The sequence below is a fragment of the Ferdinandcohnia sp. SAFN-114 genome (assembly GCF_059415045.1).
The window spans coordinates 18,750-39,167 of the sequence record NZ_JBPFDQ010000041.1 but is presented as its reverse complement, the minus strand read 5'-3'; the positions used below and the strand labels follow the sequence as shown (position 1 = coordinate 39,167).

The window sequence follows — 20,418 nt, the reverse complement described above, 5'->3', positions numbered from 1 at the left end:
GGACAAGGGTTTTCTCTATTTATGACCTGTTTTTTCAAAAAACGCTTGCTGGTGTAATGCATAATCTTCAGGTGCTACCGTTTTTATTTTTGTGATGAAATAATAGTATTTATAAATAACAACTGCGACCAAAAATAATTTCAACCAAATATTGTCCAAAATAATAAACGGAATTGCGATCATCGCATCTGCGGTTAACAAAATGGTTAACTTTTGTTTTAATGTCATTTCCCGCCGCTTCACAAAACCTTCTAAATGCTTTTTATAGATACTAGTCCCTTTAAACCACCGATCAAATTTTTCCGATCCTTTTACAAAAAAGAATGATGCTAGTAGTAACAGGGGCGTAGTTGGGATGATGGGCAATACGATTCCTACTATCCCAAGGCCAAAGAAAATAAAACCTAATACAATATATAAAAATTTTGTGATACTTTTCACCATATTGTCCCCTTTCTAAGAATTTAAGGACTTCTTTCCTATTATACCACGTATCTTTTACTGGCAAACTACTGTCACAAAATAGTAAGATTATGAATATGGAATTGTGAGTTACATCACTTATCTTTTTTATTATAGTGCTATCATTATTAGTGGAATATGTTGTAAATGGGGGACCATAAAATGGATGTTGTTTATCGAATACTTGTTTTCATACATATTTTTTCAGCCATCCTCGGAATGGGACCTGGCTTTATTTTAACAACGGTTGTGAAGTCGGGAGATACGATGACAGAGCTTAGACATTCGTATGCAATTAGACATAGATTACACATATTTGTCATGGTCGGTGGCATACTCCTGCTCGTTTCTGGACTTTTAATGGGGGCTATTAATCCTTATCTATTTACTATGGGCTGGTATGTGACAAGCTTATTGCTATTTCTTGTTGCGCTAGCGATGGGACCATTCGCCCTTACACCTAAATCAAAGCCAGTAAAAGCTTTATTAGAATCACATCAAGGTGAAGATATTCCTGCCGAATACTATCCTCTAGCAAAGGCGCTTTTTCGAGTTGAGCATATCGAAAATACACTCTTTTTGATTATCATAGCATTAATGATTTTAAAACCTTTTTAAATCATATAACAGTTTATTCTATAAAAATCCCCATCTTCATTGGTGGGGATTTTCTTCGAGTGCATTTTTCTTTTTGAATGGAAAGGTAGCTCCTTGTGTAATGAGGCTTATTAAAATAACAATCCCAACAATTAAGGATACGATTATCCAAAAGTTAATGCCGAATCCAACAACCTTGAATGCCCCCTCATAATAATTCACGTCTGGACGATTCATATTTGAAGATATGATCGCAGCCGTAACATGTTTTGTAGCATACAAAAAAGCAGACACCGCGATGAAAAAGCAACCCACAAATGCCTTAACATGATTCATTCTACCCCTCTTCTCTGTTACACTTTTGGTTAATCGTACCATGATTACAGTCAGTAGGACATAATCCTTTTTACCTATGTTCGATACTGGGTTTCTCACAAAAAAATGCCGCATAAAGAATTCCTTCTTTATACGGCTCTATGGTTTACGCTTCTACTAATTCTTTTTCTAGCATGGTACCTTTTTGTGCAAAGTTTGTATGCCATGAGAATGCCTTTTCTAATACATGTGGTGTTTGGCCACCTCGTGTAAGTGCTTCTTGGTAATAGTCTCTAAGCTGTTGTTTATACATTGGATGTGCACAGTTTTCAATCAATAGCTCCACACGTTCTCTTGGTGCGAGTCCTCGTAAGTCTGCATATCCTTGTTCTGTTACGATGACATCTACATCATGCTCTGTGTGGTCCACATGTGAGACAAATGGAACGATACTTGAAATGTCTCCACCTTTTGCAATTGATTTTGTAACAAAAATCGCTAGGCGTGCATTTCTAGCAAAGTCACCTGAACCGCCGATTCCATTCATCATCTTGGTACCGAGCACATGGGTTGAATTGACGTTTCCGTATATATCCAGTTCGAGTGCTGTGTTTATTGAAATAAGTCCGAGACGTCGGATAATTTCAGGATGATTTGAAATCTCTTGTGGTCGCATGATCAAACGATCACGATATTTGTCAAAGTTCCCAAACACTTTTTTCATCTTTTCTTCTGATAAGGTTATGGAACAGCAGGAAGCAAAGCTTACTTTGCCCGCATCCATTAAGTCAAATACCGCATCCTGCAATACTTCAGAATAAACCTCTAAATCTGTGAAATCAGAATCAAGCATACCATGCAGTACCGCATTTGCCACTGATCCAATTCCAGACTGTAGTGGTGCAAGCTTCTCTGTTAAACGGCCAGCTTCAACTTCTTTTCGTAAAAAGGTTAAAAGATGCTGTGCCATTATTTCTGTTTCTTCATCTGGTGGTACGATTGTTGACGGAGAATCTGTTTGATCTGTAAACACAATTCCCTTGATTTTTCCTATATCTACTTTAATTCCAGGCAAGCCAATTCGATCATCTGACTTTGTTAACGGAATAGGTTCTCTTTCGCCTTGTTTACCAGGTGCATATAAATCATGAACCCCTTTGAGCTCTGTTGTTTGTGCAAGGTTGATTTCAACAATGATTGATTTAGCATGCTGTGCAAAAGTTAAAGAATTCCCGATTGAAGTTGTAGGAATGATTAACCCATTTTCATCAATTGATATCGCTTCCAAAATTGCAACATCGACATCCATCACATTTGAACGAATTAATTCTGATGTATGAGATAAATGCTGATCTACAAACAAAAAGTCCCCATTGTTAATACCTTTTCTCATTGTTGGATCAGCTTGGAATGGTAAGCGCTTACCTAGAATTCCCGCTTCAGCGAATAATTTATCAACATCAGAGCCTAATGACGCCCCTGTATATACATTTACTTTTAAGCTTTCCGTTTCAGCACGTTTTACAAGCGCGAATGGTACCGCTTTCACATCGCCCGCACGTGTAAATCCACTGAGGCCTAATGTCATACCATCCTGAATCCACTCCGCTGCCTCTTCCGGAGTTACAACACGGTCATGTAGACGGGTGTCCTTAATGCGATCTAGTTTATTAGTCATATTCTCCCATCCCCTTTATGAAATTGAATATTAAGATAATTTTACCTATATTCTCCACATAGGGTGGAATTTCTGGAGTAAAGAACATAAAATTTCGATAAAAAAGAAGAACAAACCCCCAAAGCAGAAGATTTGTTCTTTTTCTAGATTATCAAATATGTTTTGGCATATTTTTTCCCAGAATTAAGAGGCCTCTAATTTCTATTCAATCTTTTGGTGGACAACAGTTAGAAACCCAGCAACTTTCTAAAATAACTTGAGTAATTTTGACTAACAGGGACCCTGGCACCGTTGTTCATTTCTAAGACAAATGTAGAATGAGTATCAGGATGGATTTCTTTGATTTGATTTACATTCACAATAAATGAGCGATGGCAGCGAATAAAAGAGTCCTTTGGCAACGTATATTCAAATTCCTGAAGCGAATATTTATGTGTCCCCGAAAAATCTTCCGTGTACACATGTGTTTTTTTATCTTTTGCCTCAAGGTAAAGCACTTCTGAGAATGGGATGGGTTTCCAGCCATCTGGAGACTTTACGGTTACGACCGATTTTCCATCTGTTAATGCTGGGTAGATTGCCGTTACACAACCTTCCAACTGATCCCCATGAAAAAAAGGTACGGCCATGCCATGATAAGGAATGCCAAATACGTCGCGATTTATAAATTCGGAAGCCTTTTGTCTGGACGTAATGGCTTTATACGCAATGGTTCCCTCTTTTACTTCATCACCTGGTTTAATTTTCAAATCAATTCGTTTACTTGGTCGATAATAAAGATATTCTTTTGTATTTGAGACAGCAATTGATATCTCGTCGGAGAACAATTCCCCAACCACATCTAAGAGTGAGCCAATTGTTATATCCTTCACACGTCAACATCCTTTGTAGTAGAAATCTAGTATCCTCTTCTATTTTACAAGTAATTCATAGATAAAACATCATCCTTCAAAAAAATCATCATGTGCGTTTAAAATGGCTTTTACTTGTGAATCAAGTATAATGTTGGTAATCACATTATAGGAGGAATACATATGTACCATACACTTGAAGAATTCTTACAAGAATGGAATTATGAGGGTAGTGCCACTCAAAAAATCCTTGATGCTTTAACAGATGAGTCATTATCACAGTCTGTTGCAGCTGGTCACCGTACCTTAGGTGAACTTGCTTGGCATGTTGTGACTTCCGTCCATCAAATTATTTCACAAACTGGACTTCAGTTCGATGGTGCAGCCGGTGAGACAGTTCCAACATCAGCAAAGGAAATGGCCGATAGCTACCGTACAACAAGTGAAAACCTAGTTTCTGCGATTAAAGAACAATGGAACGATGAAACATTGAAGGAAATGAAAGAAATGTTTGGTCAAACAATGCCTGTTGCCGTAATACTTGGAATGACGAATACCCACCAAATTCACCACCGCGGACAAATGACCATTTTAATGCGTCAAGCTGGATTAAGGGTCCCTGGTGTTTACGGTCCATCTAAGGAAGAGTGGGGCGCATAATCTAATATTAAGTTTGGCCGCTAGGATACCCTAGTGGCTTTTTAGTCTTGGTCTGCACTTGGCTGATCCGTTGTTGGTCAATTTTCAGGATGCTTGTGGTACTTTATTGCTTCTTACAGTGGCATCACCTTCCATTAATTACGACGGTGATGATACTATAACCCCTTTTAGAGACTACCTGTTTCCGGTTAGTTGGATAATGGTGGTACCATAAGCCACTTTGAAATCTATGAAATTTCGGGTTTTGGGATGTTGATGGTGCTCCATGCATTTCGGAGCGATACCAATTTCAAGTTATTAGGACGGTGATGGTGCTCCAAGTCTTTCAGAGTTACATCACTTTCCTGTTAATAGGACGTTGGTGGTACTCCAAGTCTTTTGGTGTGATATCAATTTTCAGTTTATAGGACGGTGATGATACTCCAAGCCGTTCCGAGTGATACCACTTTCCAGTTTCTAGGATATTCATAGTGTTCTATGCCTTTTTGAAAGGCACCACTTCTCCAATATTCCACTTACAGTGGTAAAACCTCATTCTAGTTGACATAATCTTTTTCAATCAAACGTTTGTTTAGCGGTCTATTCCTTGGGGCACAAAGGATTCAATTTTCAATCAAGCGTTTGTTTGAATTTTTGCTTACAGAATTTCAAGAAACTACAAATTCCCTCTTCAAACGCCCGTTTAACTTACATCCCTTGGTACACAAAGGTTCCCAACTTCAATCAAATGTTTGTTTGAATTGCCTCTTTTATCATGCAGCTACTTTTTCCCTTCTTTTAAACATCCATTTTAAAAAGCTCGGAACGATTAAAATAATGAATAATAGTCGAATAAGCTGTAATGAGCTTACCACTGCTGGATCTGCACCTATTGCGGTTGCGGTTAATACCATTTCAACTAATCCTCCAGGTGAAAAGCTCAGTAAAGCAGTTGGTATATCTAAATCTGACAATATGGCAAATAGATAACCAAATCCAAATGAGAATGCGAGTAATAAAAGCGTGAGAGTGAAGTAAACTCCACAATACTTTCCACCAATCTTTAAATCTCTTAGATTGATATTATTCCCCATTCTCATCCCAACGGTGATTTGAGCAAGTATTAGTAACCAGGGTGGAATGGGTGGTAACCCTACTCCCACTACACCAAGTAATACCGTTACTGCAAGTGGGCCAATAACAAACGCCGCTGGAAGCTTATTTCGAAGCAACCACCCTGCTACTAAAGCTATGCTGAACCATAAATATGCATAAACAGGTACACTGCTGAGATTTTTTGTGACTTCATATGGATTTCCAACACTTGCTATGAACCAATGCGTCACAATAAATGGAACCATGAACACGACCGTTAACAAACGAACCGTTTGAAAAATCGTTACCATTGCAGAATTTGCTTTTAACGAATGACTTGCGGCAACCATTTCGGATAGTCCCCCAGGAATCGAGCCAAATACACTTGTCATTGGGTCAATTTTAATAAATCGAGTCACAAAAATGCTGTTTATCACACTGACGGTCAATAGCAATATCGTCATTATTAAAAACGGGATAATATATGGATAGACCGTAATAAAGGTTTCTTTAGTAAACGACAATCCGAAGTAGATTCCTAGTGTCGCAAGTCCAACATTGTACAGGCGAACTGAAACAACCATTGTTCGATGTGTAATGGCTTTGTATAGAATCATGAAGGTCATCGGCCCGAGTATCCACGGGATCGGAAAATGTAATAAATAAAACACCATTCCCCCCGTACCCGCTACAATATAGGACTCTATTAAGCCTTTCTTCTGTGAAAATTTCATATATATTCGACCTTTCTCAATCAAATGCGCCATGGCGTATTTGCATCCGATTTTTTTGCCCACAGGACGTGGCGTTCTTAGTCTTTGATCTTACTGATCGAAAATTTCCCTTTGAAAAAAGTGGCATTCAGTGGAGGCATTCACTCTATTCAGCAATGGATTGAACCCTCTCTTCTGGGATTACATCCATCTCAACACATAAAGAAAAAGAGACTTCTACTGAATAAAGTTGATTGTTCTTCTATTATAGTATGCAGGAAAAACCCCCTCTTTGCAGAATATACTTTGTAAAAAGGAGGGAACAGCTTGGAAAACTTTCATTTTTCACATACTATCCGTGTTAGGTATTCTGAAATCGATGGTCAAAAAATTGTTTTTAACGCACATTATCTTACCTATATCGATATCGGCTTCACTGAATACATGCGTAAAATTCTTGGGCCGGATTGGCTTACGAATCAACACTCTTCCCAATTTGAACCCGTTCTTGTTAAAAGTACAGTTGAGTACAAAAAACCAGCATTACTAGATGATCTCATCACGATTTATGTTCGGGTAAAAAAATTGGGTACTTCCAGCCTCACCCTTGAGAGTATCATAACACGAGATGATGAAATCTTAGTTGAAGCCGAAACCATTCAAGTAAATTACAACAATGTTACTAAAACATCTACACCTATACCTGATGACATTAAACATAGAATACAGGAATTTGAAGCTTTATAGACAAAAAAGGAAGGCGCTAGTAGAATCCTATTTTTCAAACAAATGTTTGTTTAGCGCCTTTTTCTCTTCTTTTCCAAGGGTTTTCACATTCAATCAAACTATTTGAGAAATCAACGAAATACTCCTATCATGTTCATGTTACCGACTTCCTTCAATCTCCTCAAAGGCACAATGACCTCTAAACCCTACTTTAGTAGGAATAATATTCCGTTTATATTACAAATATATTTCGACATTGACATATTCGCTATTTTACGAAACCTTGATTCTATTAGGTTTTGTAACATTACAATATTAATAATATGTAACAATTTCGCGACAAATGGAGAATTTTATAGAAACTTATGATAATATGATAGAGTAAAAGACTCGGATATAGACTAAGTAGATTAGTAAGAAAGTAGGAATTATCTTGAAAAAGACACTCGTAACCTTAAGTGCCACTTTAATGATAAGTGCCTTTTCTCCATATGTAATATCAACTAGTGCAGAAACAATGAGTTCACTTCAAACTGAGCTATCTGATACACAAAAAGCATTAGCAGAATTAAATGCTCAAATTGCAAAGGTTGACCAAGCGATTGAAGATAACCGTAAAATGATCGCTCAAACAGAAGCGGAAATTAAGAAATCAGAAGAAGAAGTAAAAACTCTAGAAACTGAGATTGAAAAGCTTGAAAAAGAAATTGAAGCTCGTAACGAGATTTTAAAAGAACGTGCCCGCATGATGCAACAATCTGGTGGAACGATTAGTTACCTAGATGTAATTTTTGGTGCACAAAGCTTCTCTGATTTTATTAATCGTGTGAGTGCAGTCTCTACAATTATGCAAGCAGACCAAGAAATAATTGATGAACAAGCCAAAGCAATCAATCTGGTTGAAGAAAAGCAAGCTAAGATTCAGGAGACTCTTACTGCATTAACGGACGAAAAAGAAGAATTGGTAGCCATGCAAGGTCAAATTGAAGACCAAAAAGCACAAAATGACGCTTTAAAGGCTGCCCTAAAGTCAAAAGAACAAAAAACATTAGCGGACATTGAAGACCTTCGTGCTAGTATGATTACTGCAACACCTGCAGTTAGCACAACTGCTTCAACTAGTCCTGCAACAAAAACAGCCAAAGCTACAGTTACTGCATCAGTTCCAACCTCAACTCCAAAGGTTACTGGTTCAATTAACACTGTAATTAATGCAGGATATAAATACATAGGAAACTCCGTCTATGTATTTGGTGGCGGAAGAAGTGCATATGATATTGCAAACGGTCGATTCGATTGCTCTGGATTTGTACATTGGGCATTCGCTCAAGCTGGTGTAAATGTTGGTTCTAGTACAAGTGTTTTAAGAGGTCAAGGTACTGCAGTATCAGTTAGTAACATGAAACCTGGTGATTTGGTATTCTTCGACACCTATAAAAAAGATGGTCATGTTGGAATTTATATAGGTGGCGGTAAATTTATCGGCTCACAAAGTTCTACCGGTGTTGGTATTGCTGATATGACAAGCGGCTATTGGAAAAACCATTTTAAGGGGCACGTAAGACGAGTTATGTAATGGACGAGCCCAAGACTAAAGCATCTTCATCTTTGAAGATGCTTTTTTGTGAGATAAATTCGTCCTATAAAAATATTTTTGTGACTCTCTCTCTGATTACTTTCAAATTGTTTTCATTTAATTTATGATAGGAAAGTAAGCTATCATACTGGAGTGACATACGTTGAATACAAAAAAAGCATTACCTATATTATTTGCAGTTATGTTCTTGGTTTATGTTGGGTTTGGGATCATTATTCCTGTCATACCCTTTTATGCAGAAGATCTTGGCGCTTCACCCACTGAATTAGGACTACTCATGGCTGTTTATTCATTAATGCAATTCTTGTTCGCACCGATGTGGGGAAGAATTTCCGATCGGATTGGACGTAAGCCTGTTATTATGATTGGTATTTTCGGACTTGCGGTTTCATTCTTTCTAATGGCTTTATCCACAGAATTATGGATGTTGTTTGCAGCCAGAATCATTGGTGGCTTTCTTTCAGCCGCAAATATGCCAACCGTAATGGCATATGCTGCCGATATTACCTCTGAGGAAGACCGTGGTAAAGGAATGGGTGTCATTGGTGCATCGATTGGTCTAGGATTTATCTTTGGTCCAGCAATTGGTGGTATTTTCTCAAAAACTAACTTACACATGCCATTTTACATTGCAGGTACTTTGTCTTTACTTACTTTTTTCCTCGTCATGATTGTTCTTAAAGAATCTTTATCAAAAGAGCAAAGACATCCGAAAGACCGAAAAAGGACGGGTCTGTTAAAAGCACTTAACGGTCCTGAAAGTGTTCTGTTTTTCCTTTCTCTTTTTATCACATTATCCTTATCAGGGCTTGAAGCTACGTTTGCTTATTTTGCGGCTGAAAAAGCTGGATTGGGAACTACTGAGCTCGGTTATATTTTTATGATTATGGGACTCGCTGGAGCGATTGTACAAGGTGGATTAGTGGGAAGGCTTACGAAACAGTTTGGTGAAGGTTTTGTCATCCAAATCGGAATTTTCGTGTCAGCCGTAGGTTTTTTCCTTATTTTATTTACAAAGGATTTCGTTACAGCTGCGATTTATTTAACCATTTTTGGAGTAGGAAATGGCATCATTCGTCCTGCGGTTTCGGCATTACTTACGAAGCGTTCCAAGACGGGACATGGAAGCGTCACAGGATTATTGTCCTCCTTCGATTCGCTTGGACGAATTCTCGGACCTATTTTAGGTGGTCTTCTTTATACAATTTCAATGGGATTACCCTACATATCAGGTATATTCCTATCCGCTGTCGCTTTCATATTATTTAGAATGTATACAGCAAAAACGAAGAAAATGCATACGGCAACAACAAACGAAGGGTAGCAATCATGCTACCCTTCGTTTGTTCAACTTATATTCTATTTAGTGCCTCGCCTAGAAATTTCGCAAGCTCAAGCATTCCGTATTTTTCCGCTTTCGCTTCTGCATCGGAGTTGTAGTTGGTATTTGTATTCACGTCATAGGTGAAGACTTCACCATCTGCATTTTTCACAAACTCAATACCTGCTACATCAATGTTAACATCTTTCAGAAATGCTTCGTAACGTGCAATCTGTTCTGGGTCTACATCATCGATAATTTCGAACTTAGGACGTACTTCTACCTCTTCCCCAACTGGGCAAAACAGATCGCCAATTTGACATGCATCTGCAGGGCAAAGCTCAAATCCTTCTGACGTATCAACCCGTACAGAATATACATACTTGCCGCCAACAAATTCAGATCTTGTAATATAGGATTCTGGTGATTGGATATACTCTTGAATGAGCGTAATCCCGTCAACTGGCTCTTCAAATGCAGGGCTATTTACGTATGCCTTTAATGACTCTACGGTTTGGAATAATTGTACACCAAGCCCTTTACCTGCTCGATTATGTTTTGTAATAAAAGGTACTGTTCCTAGTTTTTCCGCAGCTTCAATAATTTGCTCACGGCCCACGGCCCCAATTGTTTTCGGAGTGCGTACCCCATTTTTTTCAAGTGCTGTGTATTGCTTGATTTTACTTAATTCAAGGCGAAGGGCATTACTACCATTAAAAACAGTACGGTTATGGAATTCCAGCCAATCTAAAATCCCGCCTGTTAATTCAGGAGCAAATCGGTGATCCCTTGTGTGTGAAGAAGCACTCATACGGTTATAAAAAACACCTTCTGGTGGTTCTGCAGTTAAATCAATGACCCCTTTATCAAGATGCCATGCCTCATATGGTAAATTTAACTCATCCAATCGTTTTGTTAAATGTGAAGTCCAATCATCATTTTCATGGATAATATATATTTTTTTAGACATATAGAACGTCTCCCTTCGTATTAACTATTGATCCTATTGATCACTTAGTCTCTGAATCACATTTGCTAACAGGTTTGTTCTTACTGCAAGGGAAGGAATATAAAGAAACTCTGATTCCTCATGGGCATTTCCACCTTCGGGGCCAAGCCCATCTATCGATGGAATACCCATATATCCAGTTAAATTTCCGTCTGAACCTCCACCACTTTTTTCATGAGAAAGTTCAAGACCTAGCTTTTTCCCTTCATCTACTATAATATCAATAAGCTTCTCCGACTTCTCAGTTAACACCCATGCCGGTCTCGTAATCTTTCCTGTCAATTCAAGTGTTGTACCTGGCACATCCGATTTGCTACAAATTTCTTTGATCGCCTTGTCAATGGCATCTCCTTGTTCAGCAGTATTGATTCTTACATCTATAAAAGCTTCAGCATAAGGTGCTATCGTATTGACGGACGTTCCACCTTTTACAATTCCGACATTTACATTGATTCCTTCATCTCGGTTTGTTAATTTGTGCAACTTTATGATTTTATTCCCTAGTTCCTCAATTGCACTAATTCCATTTTCAGGAGCAACCCCTGCATGTGAAGACTTCCCTGTAATTTTTAGTAAGTACTTACCCCCGCCTTTACGCTCGCTTACCAAATTTCCATTTTGCGCAGGTTCAAGGATAAGTGCATATTTTTTATCTTTAGCTATTCTTTCAATCAGTTCTCTAGAGTAGATAGAACCAATTTCCTCATCCGTATTTAGGATGATTTCTACATTCTTATGGGCATTGCTTCCGCTTTCTATTAATGCCTTAAGAGCAAATAGGGTCGTAACTTGGCTTGACTTCATATCAATTACACCAGGTCCATAGGCGTACTCTCCTTCCTTTCTGAAAGGTCTTTCCGCAACTGTCCCTTCTTTAAACACAGTATCCATATGTGCAATAATCACAATTTGAGGATTGACAGCTTCTGGATGGCGTATTAAAAGATTATTTCCGACAATTTCTTGTTCATCGATTTCCGCTTGAAACCCGATAGATTTATATTCTTCAAGAAGAACCTTTCCAACCTTGTCAACACCGTGCTTGACGTATGTACCACTGTCAATATTGACAAGAGTTTCAATTAACTCAAGCATCTTATCCTCTTTACCAATAATGTTATCCTTCACTTTTAGACACTTCCTTAGATCAATTATTCATCATATAGATGGCATTGTACTTCATGATTACCATCCACTTGAACTTTAACTGGCTTTTCTAATCTGCATCGTTCTGTCGCATATGGACAACGTGTATGAAACACACACCCACTCGGAACGGAAAGTGGTGATGGAACGTCCCCTTTTAAAATAATCCGTTCCCTTCTACTTTCTGGGTCAGGAATCGGAACTGCTGACAATAAAGATTGAGTATACGGGTGTAATGGATTTTTAAATAGTTCATCAGTTGGTGCCTTTTCAACCATTTCACCGAGATACATCACTCCGATTCGGTCCGCAATATACCGTACCACACTCAAGTCATGACCGATAAATAAATAAGATAGCTTTAGGTCGTTTTGAAGTTTTCTTAGCAAGTTAAGAATTTGTGACTGAATCGAAACATCAAGTGCTGAAACAGGTTCATCACAAACGATAAACTTAGGGTTTAACACGAGTGCACGCGCAATTCCAATTCGTTGTCTTTGGCCACCAGAGAATTCATGTGGAAACTTATCATAGTGCTCTTTACTGAAACCAACCTGTTCAAGAAGGTCTAGCACTCTTTCCTTTCGCTCTGCTTTCGTACCGATTTTTTGAATAATCATCGATTCTTCAAGGCTATATCCTATTCTTTTTTTAGGATCTAGCGATGCATAGGGATCTTGAAATATCATCTGCAAATCCTGACGAATTGTCCGAAATTGCTTCTCTTTCATGTCAAAGATATTTTGATTATGATAAAAAACCTCTCCCCCTGACGGTTCAGTCAGTCTCAGGATTGTTCGGCCCGTCGTACTTTTACCACAACCAGATTCTCCAACAATTCCAAATGTCTCACCTTCATAGATCTCGAAGGAAACATCATTTACGGCCCTGACTACATTTTTCTTAAAAAAGGATGAAGACGCCGCTGTGAAGGACTTCTTTAAATTTTTTACTTTTATGATTGGTTCTTTTTCTTTAGGAATCGCCATTTGAAGCCCCCCTCTTCAAGGAAATTTCTTGATAATGCCAGCATCTTACCTTATGTGAGTCTGTTACTTCCTCAAGTATTGGAGCTTCATTTCTACATTTTTCTGTTGCAAATTCACATCTACCCGCAAATCGACACCCTTGTGGAATTTGATGAAGAGATGGTACAGAACCATTGATTTCATGGAGTTCTTTTGTTCGATCACTATCCATGTTTGGCATTGATTTTAATAGGCCGATTGTATATGGGTGAAGTGGTTGATTGAACAAATCCTTCACATCTGTTTCCTCGATAACCTGACCGAGATACATAACGACAACTCGATCACATGTCTCTGCAACAACCGCTAAATCATGGGTAATCATCATAATCCCCATACTTGTTTTCTTTTGAAGATCTTTCATCACATCCAAGATTTGCGCTTGAATCGTTACATCTAATGCAGTCGTTGGCTCATCCGCAATTAACAGGGTTGGCTCACAACAAATCGCAAGGGCTATCATAACCCTTTGCCGCATTCCGCCTGAAAGTTGATGAGGGTAATCATGAACTCTTTGTTCAGGAGAAGGAATCCCTGTTAATCGCAGGACCTCAATCGCTTTTTGATAGGCGTCCTTCTTTGACATTTTTTTGTGTAATCTCAACGATTCAACAATTTGATCGCCAATTGTATAGACGGGGTTTAGTGAACTCATTGGGTCTTGAAAAATCATTGAAATTTCATTCCCTCTTATTTTTCTAAGGGATTTTTCAGATTCTGTTAAAAGGTTCTGATTATGATAGGAAATTGTTCCTTCATAATCAGTCAATTGGTCATCGTGTAATTTCAGGATAGACTCCGCAGTAACACTCTTACCGCAACCTGACTCACCAACAACCCCTAGTGTTTCACCCTGCTTTATATAAAAGGAAGCATCTTCAACAGCCGTTAAACGCCCTTTCTCTGTCCAGAAAGAAACTCTTAATTTATCAATCTGTAGTAAATAGTCGCTGTTCATGCTCTCCCCTCCTAATGGTACAAATTCTACAATTCTATTTTTTTACAAGAAGAAGTTTAAAAAGTCCGGTGAAGATGACACTGCTATATCGGAGCTTCGACTAAGTGCCGACACGTCCTGTGTCGAACGTCGAAGTCACCACATCCTGTGGAAGCTCGTTGGCTTGCTTTTGCGTTCCTCACGTATTAAATGCATACGTTCCGGTACTCAAAGCTGCGCCGCCTCGAACTTTCGACGCACAGGATGTGCTAGTGTCGACAAGACATGAGGCCGTGGCGTTTTTGTCGACGTGGTCCTTTTCATCCTCCTTTTTAAACACTCACTTTAAAGACTCTTTCTTCGCTTTGCATGGACAATTTTTGGATCCATTATATCTCTAAGACCATCACCTGCAAGGTTTAATCCAAGAACAAGGAGGACGATGAAACTACCCGGAAATACGGTCATCCACCACGCCTTATAGATTACGCTTTTCCCATCAAACAATATATTTCCTAAGCTTGGTTCCGGCGCTGGAATCCCTGCACCCAAGAAGCTTAATGAAGCTTCTGTTAAAATGGAAACAGCAAATATAAAGGTTGTTTGAATAATAACCGGCGAAAGTACGTTGGGAATGGTGTGAATAACTAGTATCCTCCATGTACTTGCCCCTTGTGCCTTTAGTGCTTCAATATATGTTTGCTCCTTTACCACTAATGCCGCGGATCGAACTACCCTTGCGATGGAAGGAATATAGACAATCACGAGAGCAATCATCACGTTTACTGTATTTGGTCCTCTTACAGCCACTATTGCCATTGCTAAAAGAATAGAAGGGAAAGCATACAGACCATCGACTATTCTCATTAGAATATGATCAAGCACATTAAAATAAGCAGATAATAGGCCAATCACTAAACCAATAATCCCCGTAATAATTGCAACTGAAAGACCAACTATTATAGATACCCGTATTCCATAAAGGACCCTTGTAAATAAATCTCTACCAAAGTTATCTGTTCCAAACCAGTGCTCTCCACTTGGTGGCTGGAGTCGGTTCTGTGGATTAATTTCATAAGGGCTAAATGGTGCTAAAACCGGTGCTAAAAGAGCAATGATGGTTAATATCGAAATGATGATTAAACCAGTAAGGAGCATATTGTTAGATAAGACCCGTGTCCAATTACGTTGTTTTTTTACGAAAAGAGTCGATGGCTTGCTTACTTGTATTTCACTCTTCATGTAATCTCCTCATTTTCTCTGATTTAAGCGAACTCGCGGGTCAACCACGCCGTAAAGCAAATCAATCACTAAATTTAATAAAACGTATGTTACAGTGATCATTAAAACTGTTCCTTGAATAACAGGAAAATCTCTTCTCTCGATTGAGTTAACAATTAATTGTCCAATTCCAGGAATATTAAATACAGTTTCAACAACAGCTGCACCTGTAATTAACGTTCCAAAGCTTTCCCCGATGACGGTTAAGATTGGAATAAATGCACTACGGAGAGCATGCTTGAAGGTAATTTTGTTTGGATGTAACCCCTTGGATTTAGCCGTTTTTATATAATTGGTTTTCATTACATCTAGCATCGAAGACCGCGTCATTCTTGCAATTAACGCAGCTTGCATCATGCCAAGGGCTATTGCAGGTAGGATTAGATAACGGAGATGTTCCCCCAACCCATCACTTAAAGGACGATAGCCTGCAACAGGAAGCCATTGCAATTGAACGGAAAAAATTAAGATTAAAAATAAACCTACTAGAAAGCTAGGTACTGAAATACCAAAGAGAGATATTCCCATAACTGCCTGATCCATGAAAGTGCCTCTCTTTTTTGCTGCCAAGACACCAAGAACAAGAGCCACAATAATCGCAATTATTTGCGAGATGATGGCCAATGATAAAGTCGGTCCTAAATATTCAAAAAACGCTTGTGTTACTGGCATTTTCAGAAAATAGGAATCTCCTAAATCACCTAAGATAGCCCCTTTGAACCACAGGATGAACTGAGTATAAAGAGGTAAATCAAAACCGAGTTCCTTTCGTAACTCGGCTTTGGTCTCTTCTGAAGCTTCATCTCCAAGAAGAACAGTAACGGGATCACCTGGTGTCAGATGGGCCAAGAAAAAGACTACTATGGCAACTACCAGCAATATGGGAAGTAATGAAAATAATCGTTGTACAATATACTTTAGCAATTTATCATCATCCTTTATTTATGAATGAAGGCGATCTAGCTTACCGCCTTCATCGCTGGAGCTTCACCTTATTCACTCTTACTGACATTCCATAAGATTGGGCCAATGAGATTTTTATAACCCTTTACATCATCACTTACAGCTACTAAGTCTTGGATATTACCAACCTTAGCCACCGGTAAGTAATTCCAAACCTCTGTTTGAAGCTCATCAATTAATGGTTTTGCATCTTCAAATGATGAAGCTGATTTAATATCTACAAGTAATTGGTCAATTTTTTCACTATTTGTCCAACCAGGATACTCTGCTTTAGAATCCAGGAATGGATTTTGGTGAATCGTTGGTCTAACGGCAAATGTCATGGCAAACATATCAAAGTTATTTGGATCTACTCGTCTTTCTTGAACTGTTGGCCAGTCATATACATCTAACTTCGCTTTTATACCAATGCTTTCAAGAACTTGTTGAGCAACCACAGCTAAATTGTACTGGTCGGTGTAGTCTTTCGTTGCTAATATAACAATTTCCTCACCGTTATAGCTTGATTCCTCTACTAACTTTTTAGCCTTTTCAATGTCACCTATATTATATTTTTCCTTCGCAGCATCACTATGCCAGTTAACCTGGTTTGGTAATGCAAGACCAGAATCTAATGTGTAGAAACGATCATCACTATAAGCAGCAATCATTGCTTCCTCTGCATTAAGAGCGGTATTAAACGCTTCTCTTAATTTCAAGTCAGAAAATGGACCTGACTTTTTGTTAAATACATAGGTAGCAATTCCACCTTCGTCAAATACATTCGTTACACCATCAGTTGATTCAATTTGATCTGCACTGTCAAACGGAACTTCAAATGCAATATCATATTGGCCGGTTGTAACACCTGATACCCGTGTAGATTCATCTGTGACAATGCGGAAGTATACATCTTTTACAAGCGCTTCTTTCTTTCCTCCAAGACCACTGCTTTCGTCTTCTCTTGCTACGTATTCATCAAATCGTGTTAAGTGAATATGTTGATCAACTTTCCATTCTTCAAGCTTAAATGGACCTGTACCGATATATTCTGTTAATCCAGTATCACCAGCCGCTTCAACTGATTCTTTTGGAACAATTGCTGGGAACGGAGCTGCATCAGCCAGTACAAAAGGAACAATTAAAGACGGCTTATCAATATGCAATTCTACAGTGTACGGATCAACCTCAACAAATTGTGCACCACTTAAGTTTGCTTTACCTTGAGTCGATGTTTTCATCCATTTTTCCATAGAAGCTACAACATCATCTGCTTTCATTTCTTCTCCATTATGAAACTTTACACCTTGTCTTAGTTTAAATGTGTATGTAAGACCGTCATCACTTACTTTGTATGATTCAGCCAACATCGGAACTACTTCATAGTTCTCATTAAGTGTCAAAAGCTGTTCAAATATTTGTCTTGCTACGTCTCTTGTTGATTGATTTGTTGTTAAATGTGGATCTAAGGTTTGTAGATTTGTAGGATATGCGATATTTAATTCTGCATCCTTATTAATTGTCGCCTCTTTTGAGTCAGAGCCTGATTTTGAAGCTTCATTATTACCACATGCTGCAAGAAAAAGAAGTGCACTTAGTAATAATACTGAAATGAGTTTTGTTCGTTTTTTCAATGTCATTACCCCCCGATGATATGTAATCTTGTACGTTTAGTACTGCTACTACTCTTTTAAGCTTTTTTATTTATCTTATAAGAGAGATTTATCAAAAAATTAATTCCTACTAAACATATACGATTTAACTATTTTATTTCGCCCATGTCAAGTAAAAGGGATTACATTTATAAGAAGCATTATTTACCAGCTTTTCAAAGCATAAAAAATGCACACGTTATTGACACGTGTGCATTTGCATATAGAAAAAAATCCTTATCGGTTATCTACTTTTTCAGGATAGAGGTCGTGGTTCATCAAACGAAATTGTGCCATTTCCTCATATTTCGTACCAGGTTTCCCATAATTACACCAAGGATCAATCGAAATGCCCCCGCGTGGAGTAAACTTGCCCCATACCTCGATATAACGTGGATCCAATAATTTAATAAGATCATTCATAATGATGTTCACGCAATCTTCGTGAAAATCACCATGGTTTCGGAAACTAAATAAATACAGCTTTAAAGACTTGCTTTCTACGATTTTCTTATCTGGAACATACGAAATGTACATCGTTGCAAAATCCGGCTGATGTGTCAGTGGGCAAAGACTCGTAAACTCCGGACAATTGAACTTCACGAAATAATCCCGGTCTGGATGTAAATTATCAACAGACTCTAACACCTCTGGTGCGTACTCAAAACTATATTTTGTATTTTGATTTCCAAGTAATGTTAAATCTTTCAATCCTTCTTCATGACTTCTTCCTGACATGAAAAAACCTCCCTGTAAAATGTTGTCCCAACATCTTAACCTTCTATTATTCTTTTCAAACTAAATTGGACAAACATATAAAAAGCCACGTCCAATATGGACATGGCATCATAGTCATGTATCCATAGTTTTTTATAGAGGGTTATGAGCTATGAACCTCTCTCGATTAAACCAAGTATCTTCCCATATAATATAAGACCCCCCCAAAATCGTCAAGCATGGTGGGTCACAGGGACAGGTCCCTTGTCCCACCAATTTTTGGCAGGGTACAAGAGACAAGAGCCTGTATCCTCATTTTGCTTTTCTTGCCGCCTGCTGAATGGGATCCCAAACACCATTGTATGGTGGTGCATATGCTAAATCTAAATCCATTAATTCATCAATAGACATACTGTGAAAGAGGGCCGTGGATAGGACGTCAATTCGTTTGTCTACGCCATTCTCGCCAATAATTTGTCCCCCAAGAAGCTTGCGGGTTACTTTATGGTAGATTAATTTCAAGGACATCTTCTTTGCATCCGGATAATAGCCCGCAATGTCTCGCGCACGGATTGTGACAGAAGCAGTTGGCATATTCAACCTCTCCGCTTCTTTTTCTGATAGCCCGGTTCGACCAAGTGTTAAATCAAAAAACTTGATAATTGATGTCCCAACTACGCCTTTAAAGGTTTTATGTAAATTGACCATATTCAAGCCAGCGATCTGCCCCTGCTTGTTGGCATGAGTACCAAGAGGAATATAATCATCCCGCTCCTTGATTCGGTGATACTGTGTTGCGCAGTCACCCGCTGCAAAGATATCATCCAGATTTGTTTGCATATTCGAATTTACTTGGATCGCTCCCTTTATTCCTGTTACAATTCCCGTACCATTAATAAACGCTGTATTTGGCTTCACTCCTACGGCAATTAAAACCAAATCTGTTTTGACACTGCCTTTATCCGTTTTTACGGATTCAACAAAGTTATTTCCAATAAAACCTTCTACTGATTCACCAAATCTTAGTGTTAGATTATGTTTCTTTGCCTCTTCGTGAATGAGTTCAGCAAGATCTCGATCAAAAATTCCAGCAAGCTGATCATTTCTTTCAATGATGGTGACGTTTTTTCCTATTTCCGAAAAGCTTTCTGCCATTTCAAGACCTATATAACCACCACCGATGATTGTTACGTCTTTGACATCACGGAACCCCTTGTATACATAATCTAAAATTTCTTCAGTATCTGGTATTGTTTTTAGCGTGAAGACGCCTTGAAGTGAACTTCCTTCCCAATTTGGGACAACTGGACTGGCACCCGTCGCAATTAGCAAACGGTCATATGCTTGTTCAAAGTTTTCTCCCGTGGACAGGTTAATTCCTCGTACAACCTTATGTTTCGCATCAATGCTCTTCGCCTCATGAAATACCCTTGCATCAATCTCATACTTTTCTATGAATTCTTGTTGTGTTCTTGCAATCACCTTGTCTGTGGACTCAATCTTCCCACCTATTACATAAGGCAACCCACATTGACCATATGAATAGATTCCACCCTTCTCGAACACAGTAATCGAATTCCCTGAGCTATTCCGTACAATTTGCATAGCAGCACTCATTCCCGCTGCATCGCCACCAATAATAATATATTTCATCAATATCCCTCCACTCTAGTATTTTCCTTCCATCCGCCAGTTTTATGTAGAGCAACGCT

19 protein-coding genes and 1 riboswitch are annotated in these 20,418 nt (G+C 38.5%); of the genes, 5 read left to right on the top strand and 14 right to left on the bottom strand.

The genetic code is table 11. The features are described 5' to 3' along the window. Positions 1–15: 15 nt before the first annotated feature. Complete coding sequence (locus ACR65M_RS14420; protein ID WP_341329867.1) at positions 16–444, bottom strand: YbaN family protein; 429 nt, start codon at positions 442–444, stop codon at positions 16–18. A gap of 180 nt (positions 445–624) precedes the next feature. On the opposite strand from ACR65M_RS14420, the gene ACR65M_RS14415 reads away from it, so the two are divergent. Then, the gene (locus ACR65M_RS14415; RefSeq protein WP_341329866.1) at positions 625–1,080 is read left to right on the top strand and encodes a DUF2269 family protein; all 456 of its coding nucleotides are present in this window, start codon (positions 625–627) and stop codon (positions 1,078–1,080) included. Positions 1,081–1,116: 36 nt separating this feature from the next. Here ACR65M_RS14415 and ACR65M_RS14410 read toward each other — a convergent pair whose 3' ends face one another. The 3 genes from ACR65M_RS14410 to ACR65M_RS14400 form a co-directional block, all read right to left on the bottom strand. Further along, entirely contained in the window at positions 1,117–1,395 is a 279-nt protein-coding gene (locus tag ACR65M_RS14410; protein ID WP_341329865.1) for a hypothetical protein, read from the bottom strand. 145 nt (positions 1,396–1,540) lie between these two features. Further along, positions 1,541–3,052 (bottom strand): succinyl-CoA:acetate CoA-transferase ScpC, encoded by a 1,512-nt coding sequence (gene scpC, locus ACR65M_RS14405; RefSeq protein WP_440273652.1) that lies wholly within the window; start codon positions 3,050–3,052, stop codon positions 1,541–1,543. Positions 3,053–3,279: 227 nt separating this feature from the next. Next, positions 3,280–3,924 (bottom strand): LytTR family DNA-binding domain-containing protein, encoded by a 645-nt coding sequence (locus ACR65M_RS14400; RefSeq protein WP_341329863.1) that lies wholly within the window; start codon positions 3,922–3,924, stop codon positions 3,280–3,282. A 162-nt stretch (positions 3,925–4,086) separates the two neighbouring features. Here ACR65M_RS14400 and ACR65M_RS14395 point away from each other — a divergent pair, with 162 nt between their 5' ends. Next, a complete protein-coding gene (locus ACR65M_RS14395; protein WP_440273651.1) occupies positions 4,087–4,563 on the top strand; it encodes a DinB family protein in 477 nt (158 codons plus the stop codon). 752 nt (positions 4,564–5,315) lie between these two features. Here ACR65M_RS14395 and ACR65M_RS14390 read toward each other — a convergent pair. Then, positions 5,316–6,371 (bottom strand): AbrB family transcriptional regulator, encoded by a 1,056-nt coding sequence (locus ACR65M_RS14390; protein WP_341329862.1) that lies wholly within the window; start codon positions 6,369–6,371, stop codon positions 5,316–5,318. A 306-nt stretch (positions 6,372–6,677) separates the two neighbouring features. On the opposite strand from ACR65M_RS14390, the gene ACR65M_RS14385 reads away from it, so the two are divergent. From ACR65M_RS14385 to ACR65M_RS14375, 3 genes are all read left to right on the top strand, one after another. After that, positions 6,678–7,097, top strand: coding sequence for an acyl-CoA thioesterase (locus ACR65M_RS14385; RefSeq protein ID WP_341329861.1), 420 nt, complete (start codon positions 6,678–6,680; stop codon positions 7,095–7,097). Between the two features lie 412 nt (positions 7,098–7,509). Next, positions 7,510–8,652, top strand: coding sequence for a coiled-coil domain-containing protein (locus ACR65M_RS14380; RefSeq protein ID WP_341329860.1), 1,143 nt, complete (start codon positions 7,510–7,512; stop codon positions 8,650–8,652). A gap of 163 nt (positions 8,653–8,815) precedes the next feature. Next, positions 8,816–9,997 carry an MFS transporter gene (locus tag ACR65M_RS14375; RefSeq protein ID WP_341329859.1) on the top strand — a complete coding sequence of 394 codons (1,182 nt, stop codon included), beginning with the start codon at positions 8,816–8,818 and terminating at the stop codon, positions 9,995–9,997. Between the two features lie 28 nt (positions 9,998–10,025). On the opposite strand, the gene ACR65M_RS14370 is transcribed toward ACR65M_RS14375, so the two are convergent. The 9 genes from ACR65M_RS14370 to ACR65M_RS14330 all read right to left on the bottom strand — a co-directional run bounded on the left by ACR65M_RS14370 (position 10,026) and on the right by ACR65M_RS14330 (position 20,359). Then, the gene (locus ACR65M_RS14370; RefSeq protein ID WP_341329858.1) at positions 10,026–10,964 is read right to left on the bottom strand and encodes an ATP-grasp domain-containing protein; all 939 of its coding nucleotides are present in this window, start codon (positions 10,962–10,964) and stop codon (positions 10,026–10,028) included. Positions 10,965–10,997: 33 nt separating this feature from the next. Then, a complete protein-coding gene (locus tag ACR65M_RS14365; protein WP_341329857.1) occupies positions 10,998–12,131 on the bottom strand; it encodes a M20 family metallopeptidase in 1,134 nt (377 codons plus the stop codon). 23 nt (positions 12,132–12,154) lie between these two features. Next, positions 12,155–13,138 carry an ABC transporter ATP-binding protein gene (locus tag ACR65M_RS14360; RefSeq protein ID WP_341329856.1) on the bottom strand — a complete coding sequence of 328 codons (984 nt, stop codon included), beginning with the start codon at positions 13,136–13,138 and terminating at the stop codon, positions 12,155–12,157. Beyond that, positions 13,125–14,135: an ABC transporter ATP-binding protein gene (locus ACR65M_RS14355; RefSeq protein ID WP_341329855.1), complete on the bottom strand. Its 1,011-nt coding sequence runs from the start codon at positions 14,133–14,135 to the stop codon at positions 13,125–13,127. The genes ACR65M_RS14360 and ACR65M_RS14355 overlap by 14 nt, the downstream gene beginning before the upstream one ends. 324 nt (positions 14,136–14,459) lie before the next feature. After that, positions 14,460–15,356: an ABC transporter permease subunit gene (locus ACR65M_RS14350; protein WP_121446829.1), complete on the bottom strand. Its 897-nt coding sequence runs from the start codon at positions 15,354–15,356 to the stop codon at positions 14,460–14,462. 9 nt (positions 15,357–15,365) lie between these two features. Continuing rightward, positions 15,366–16,319: an ABC transporter permease gene (locus ACR65M_RS14345; RefSeq protein WP_341329854.1), complete on the bottom strand. Its 954-nt coding sequence runs from the start codon at positions 16,317–16,319 to the stop codon at positions 15,366–15,368. Positions 16,320–16,387: 68 nt separating this feature from the next. Further along, positions 16,388–17,971 (bottom strand): ABC transporter substrate-binding protein, encoded by a 1,584-nt coding sequence (locus ACR65M_RS14340; protein WP_440273650.1) that lies wholly within the window; start codon positions 17,969–17,971, stop codon positions 16,388–16,390. 255 nt (positions 17,972–18,226) lie between these two features. Beyond that, entirely contained in the window at positions 18,227–18,727 is a 501-nt protein-coding gene (gene queF, locus ACR65M_RS14335; protein ID WP_121446832.1) for a preQ(1) synthase, read from the bottom strand. A 118-nt stretch (positions 18,728–18,845) separates the two neighbouring features. Then, a riboswitch (PreQ1 riboswitch) is annotated at positions 18,846–18,893 on the bottom strand. A gap of 125 nt (positions 18,894–19,018) precedes the next feature. Next, positions 19,019–20,359, bottom strand: coding sequence for an FAD-dependent oxidoreductase (locus ACR65M_RS14330; RefSeq protein WP_341329852.1), 1,341 nt, complete (start codon positions 20,357–20,359; stop codon positions 19,019–19,021). Positions 20,360–20,418: the final 59 nt, after the last annotated feature.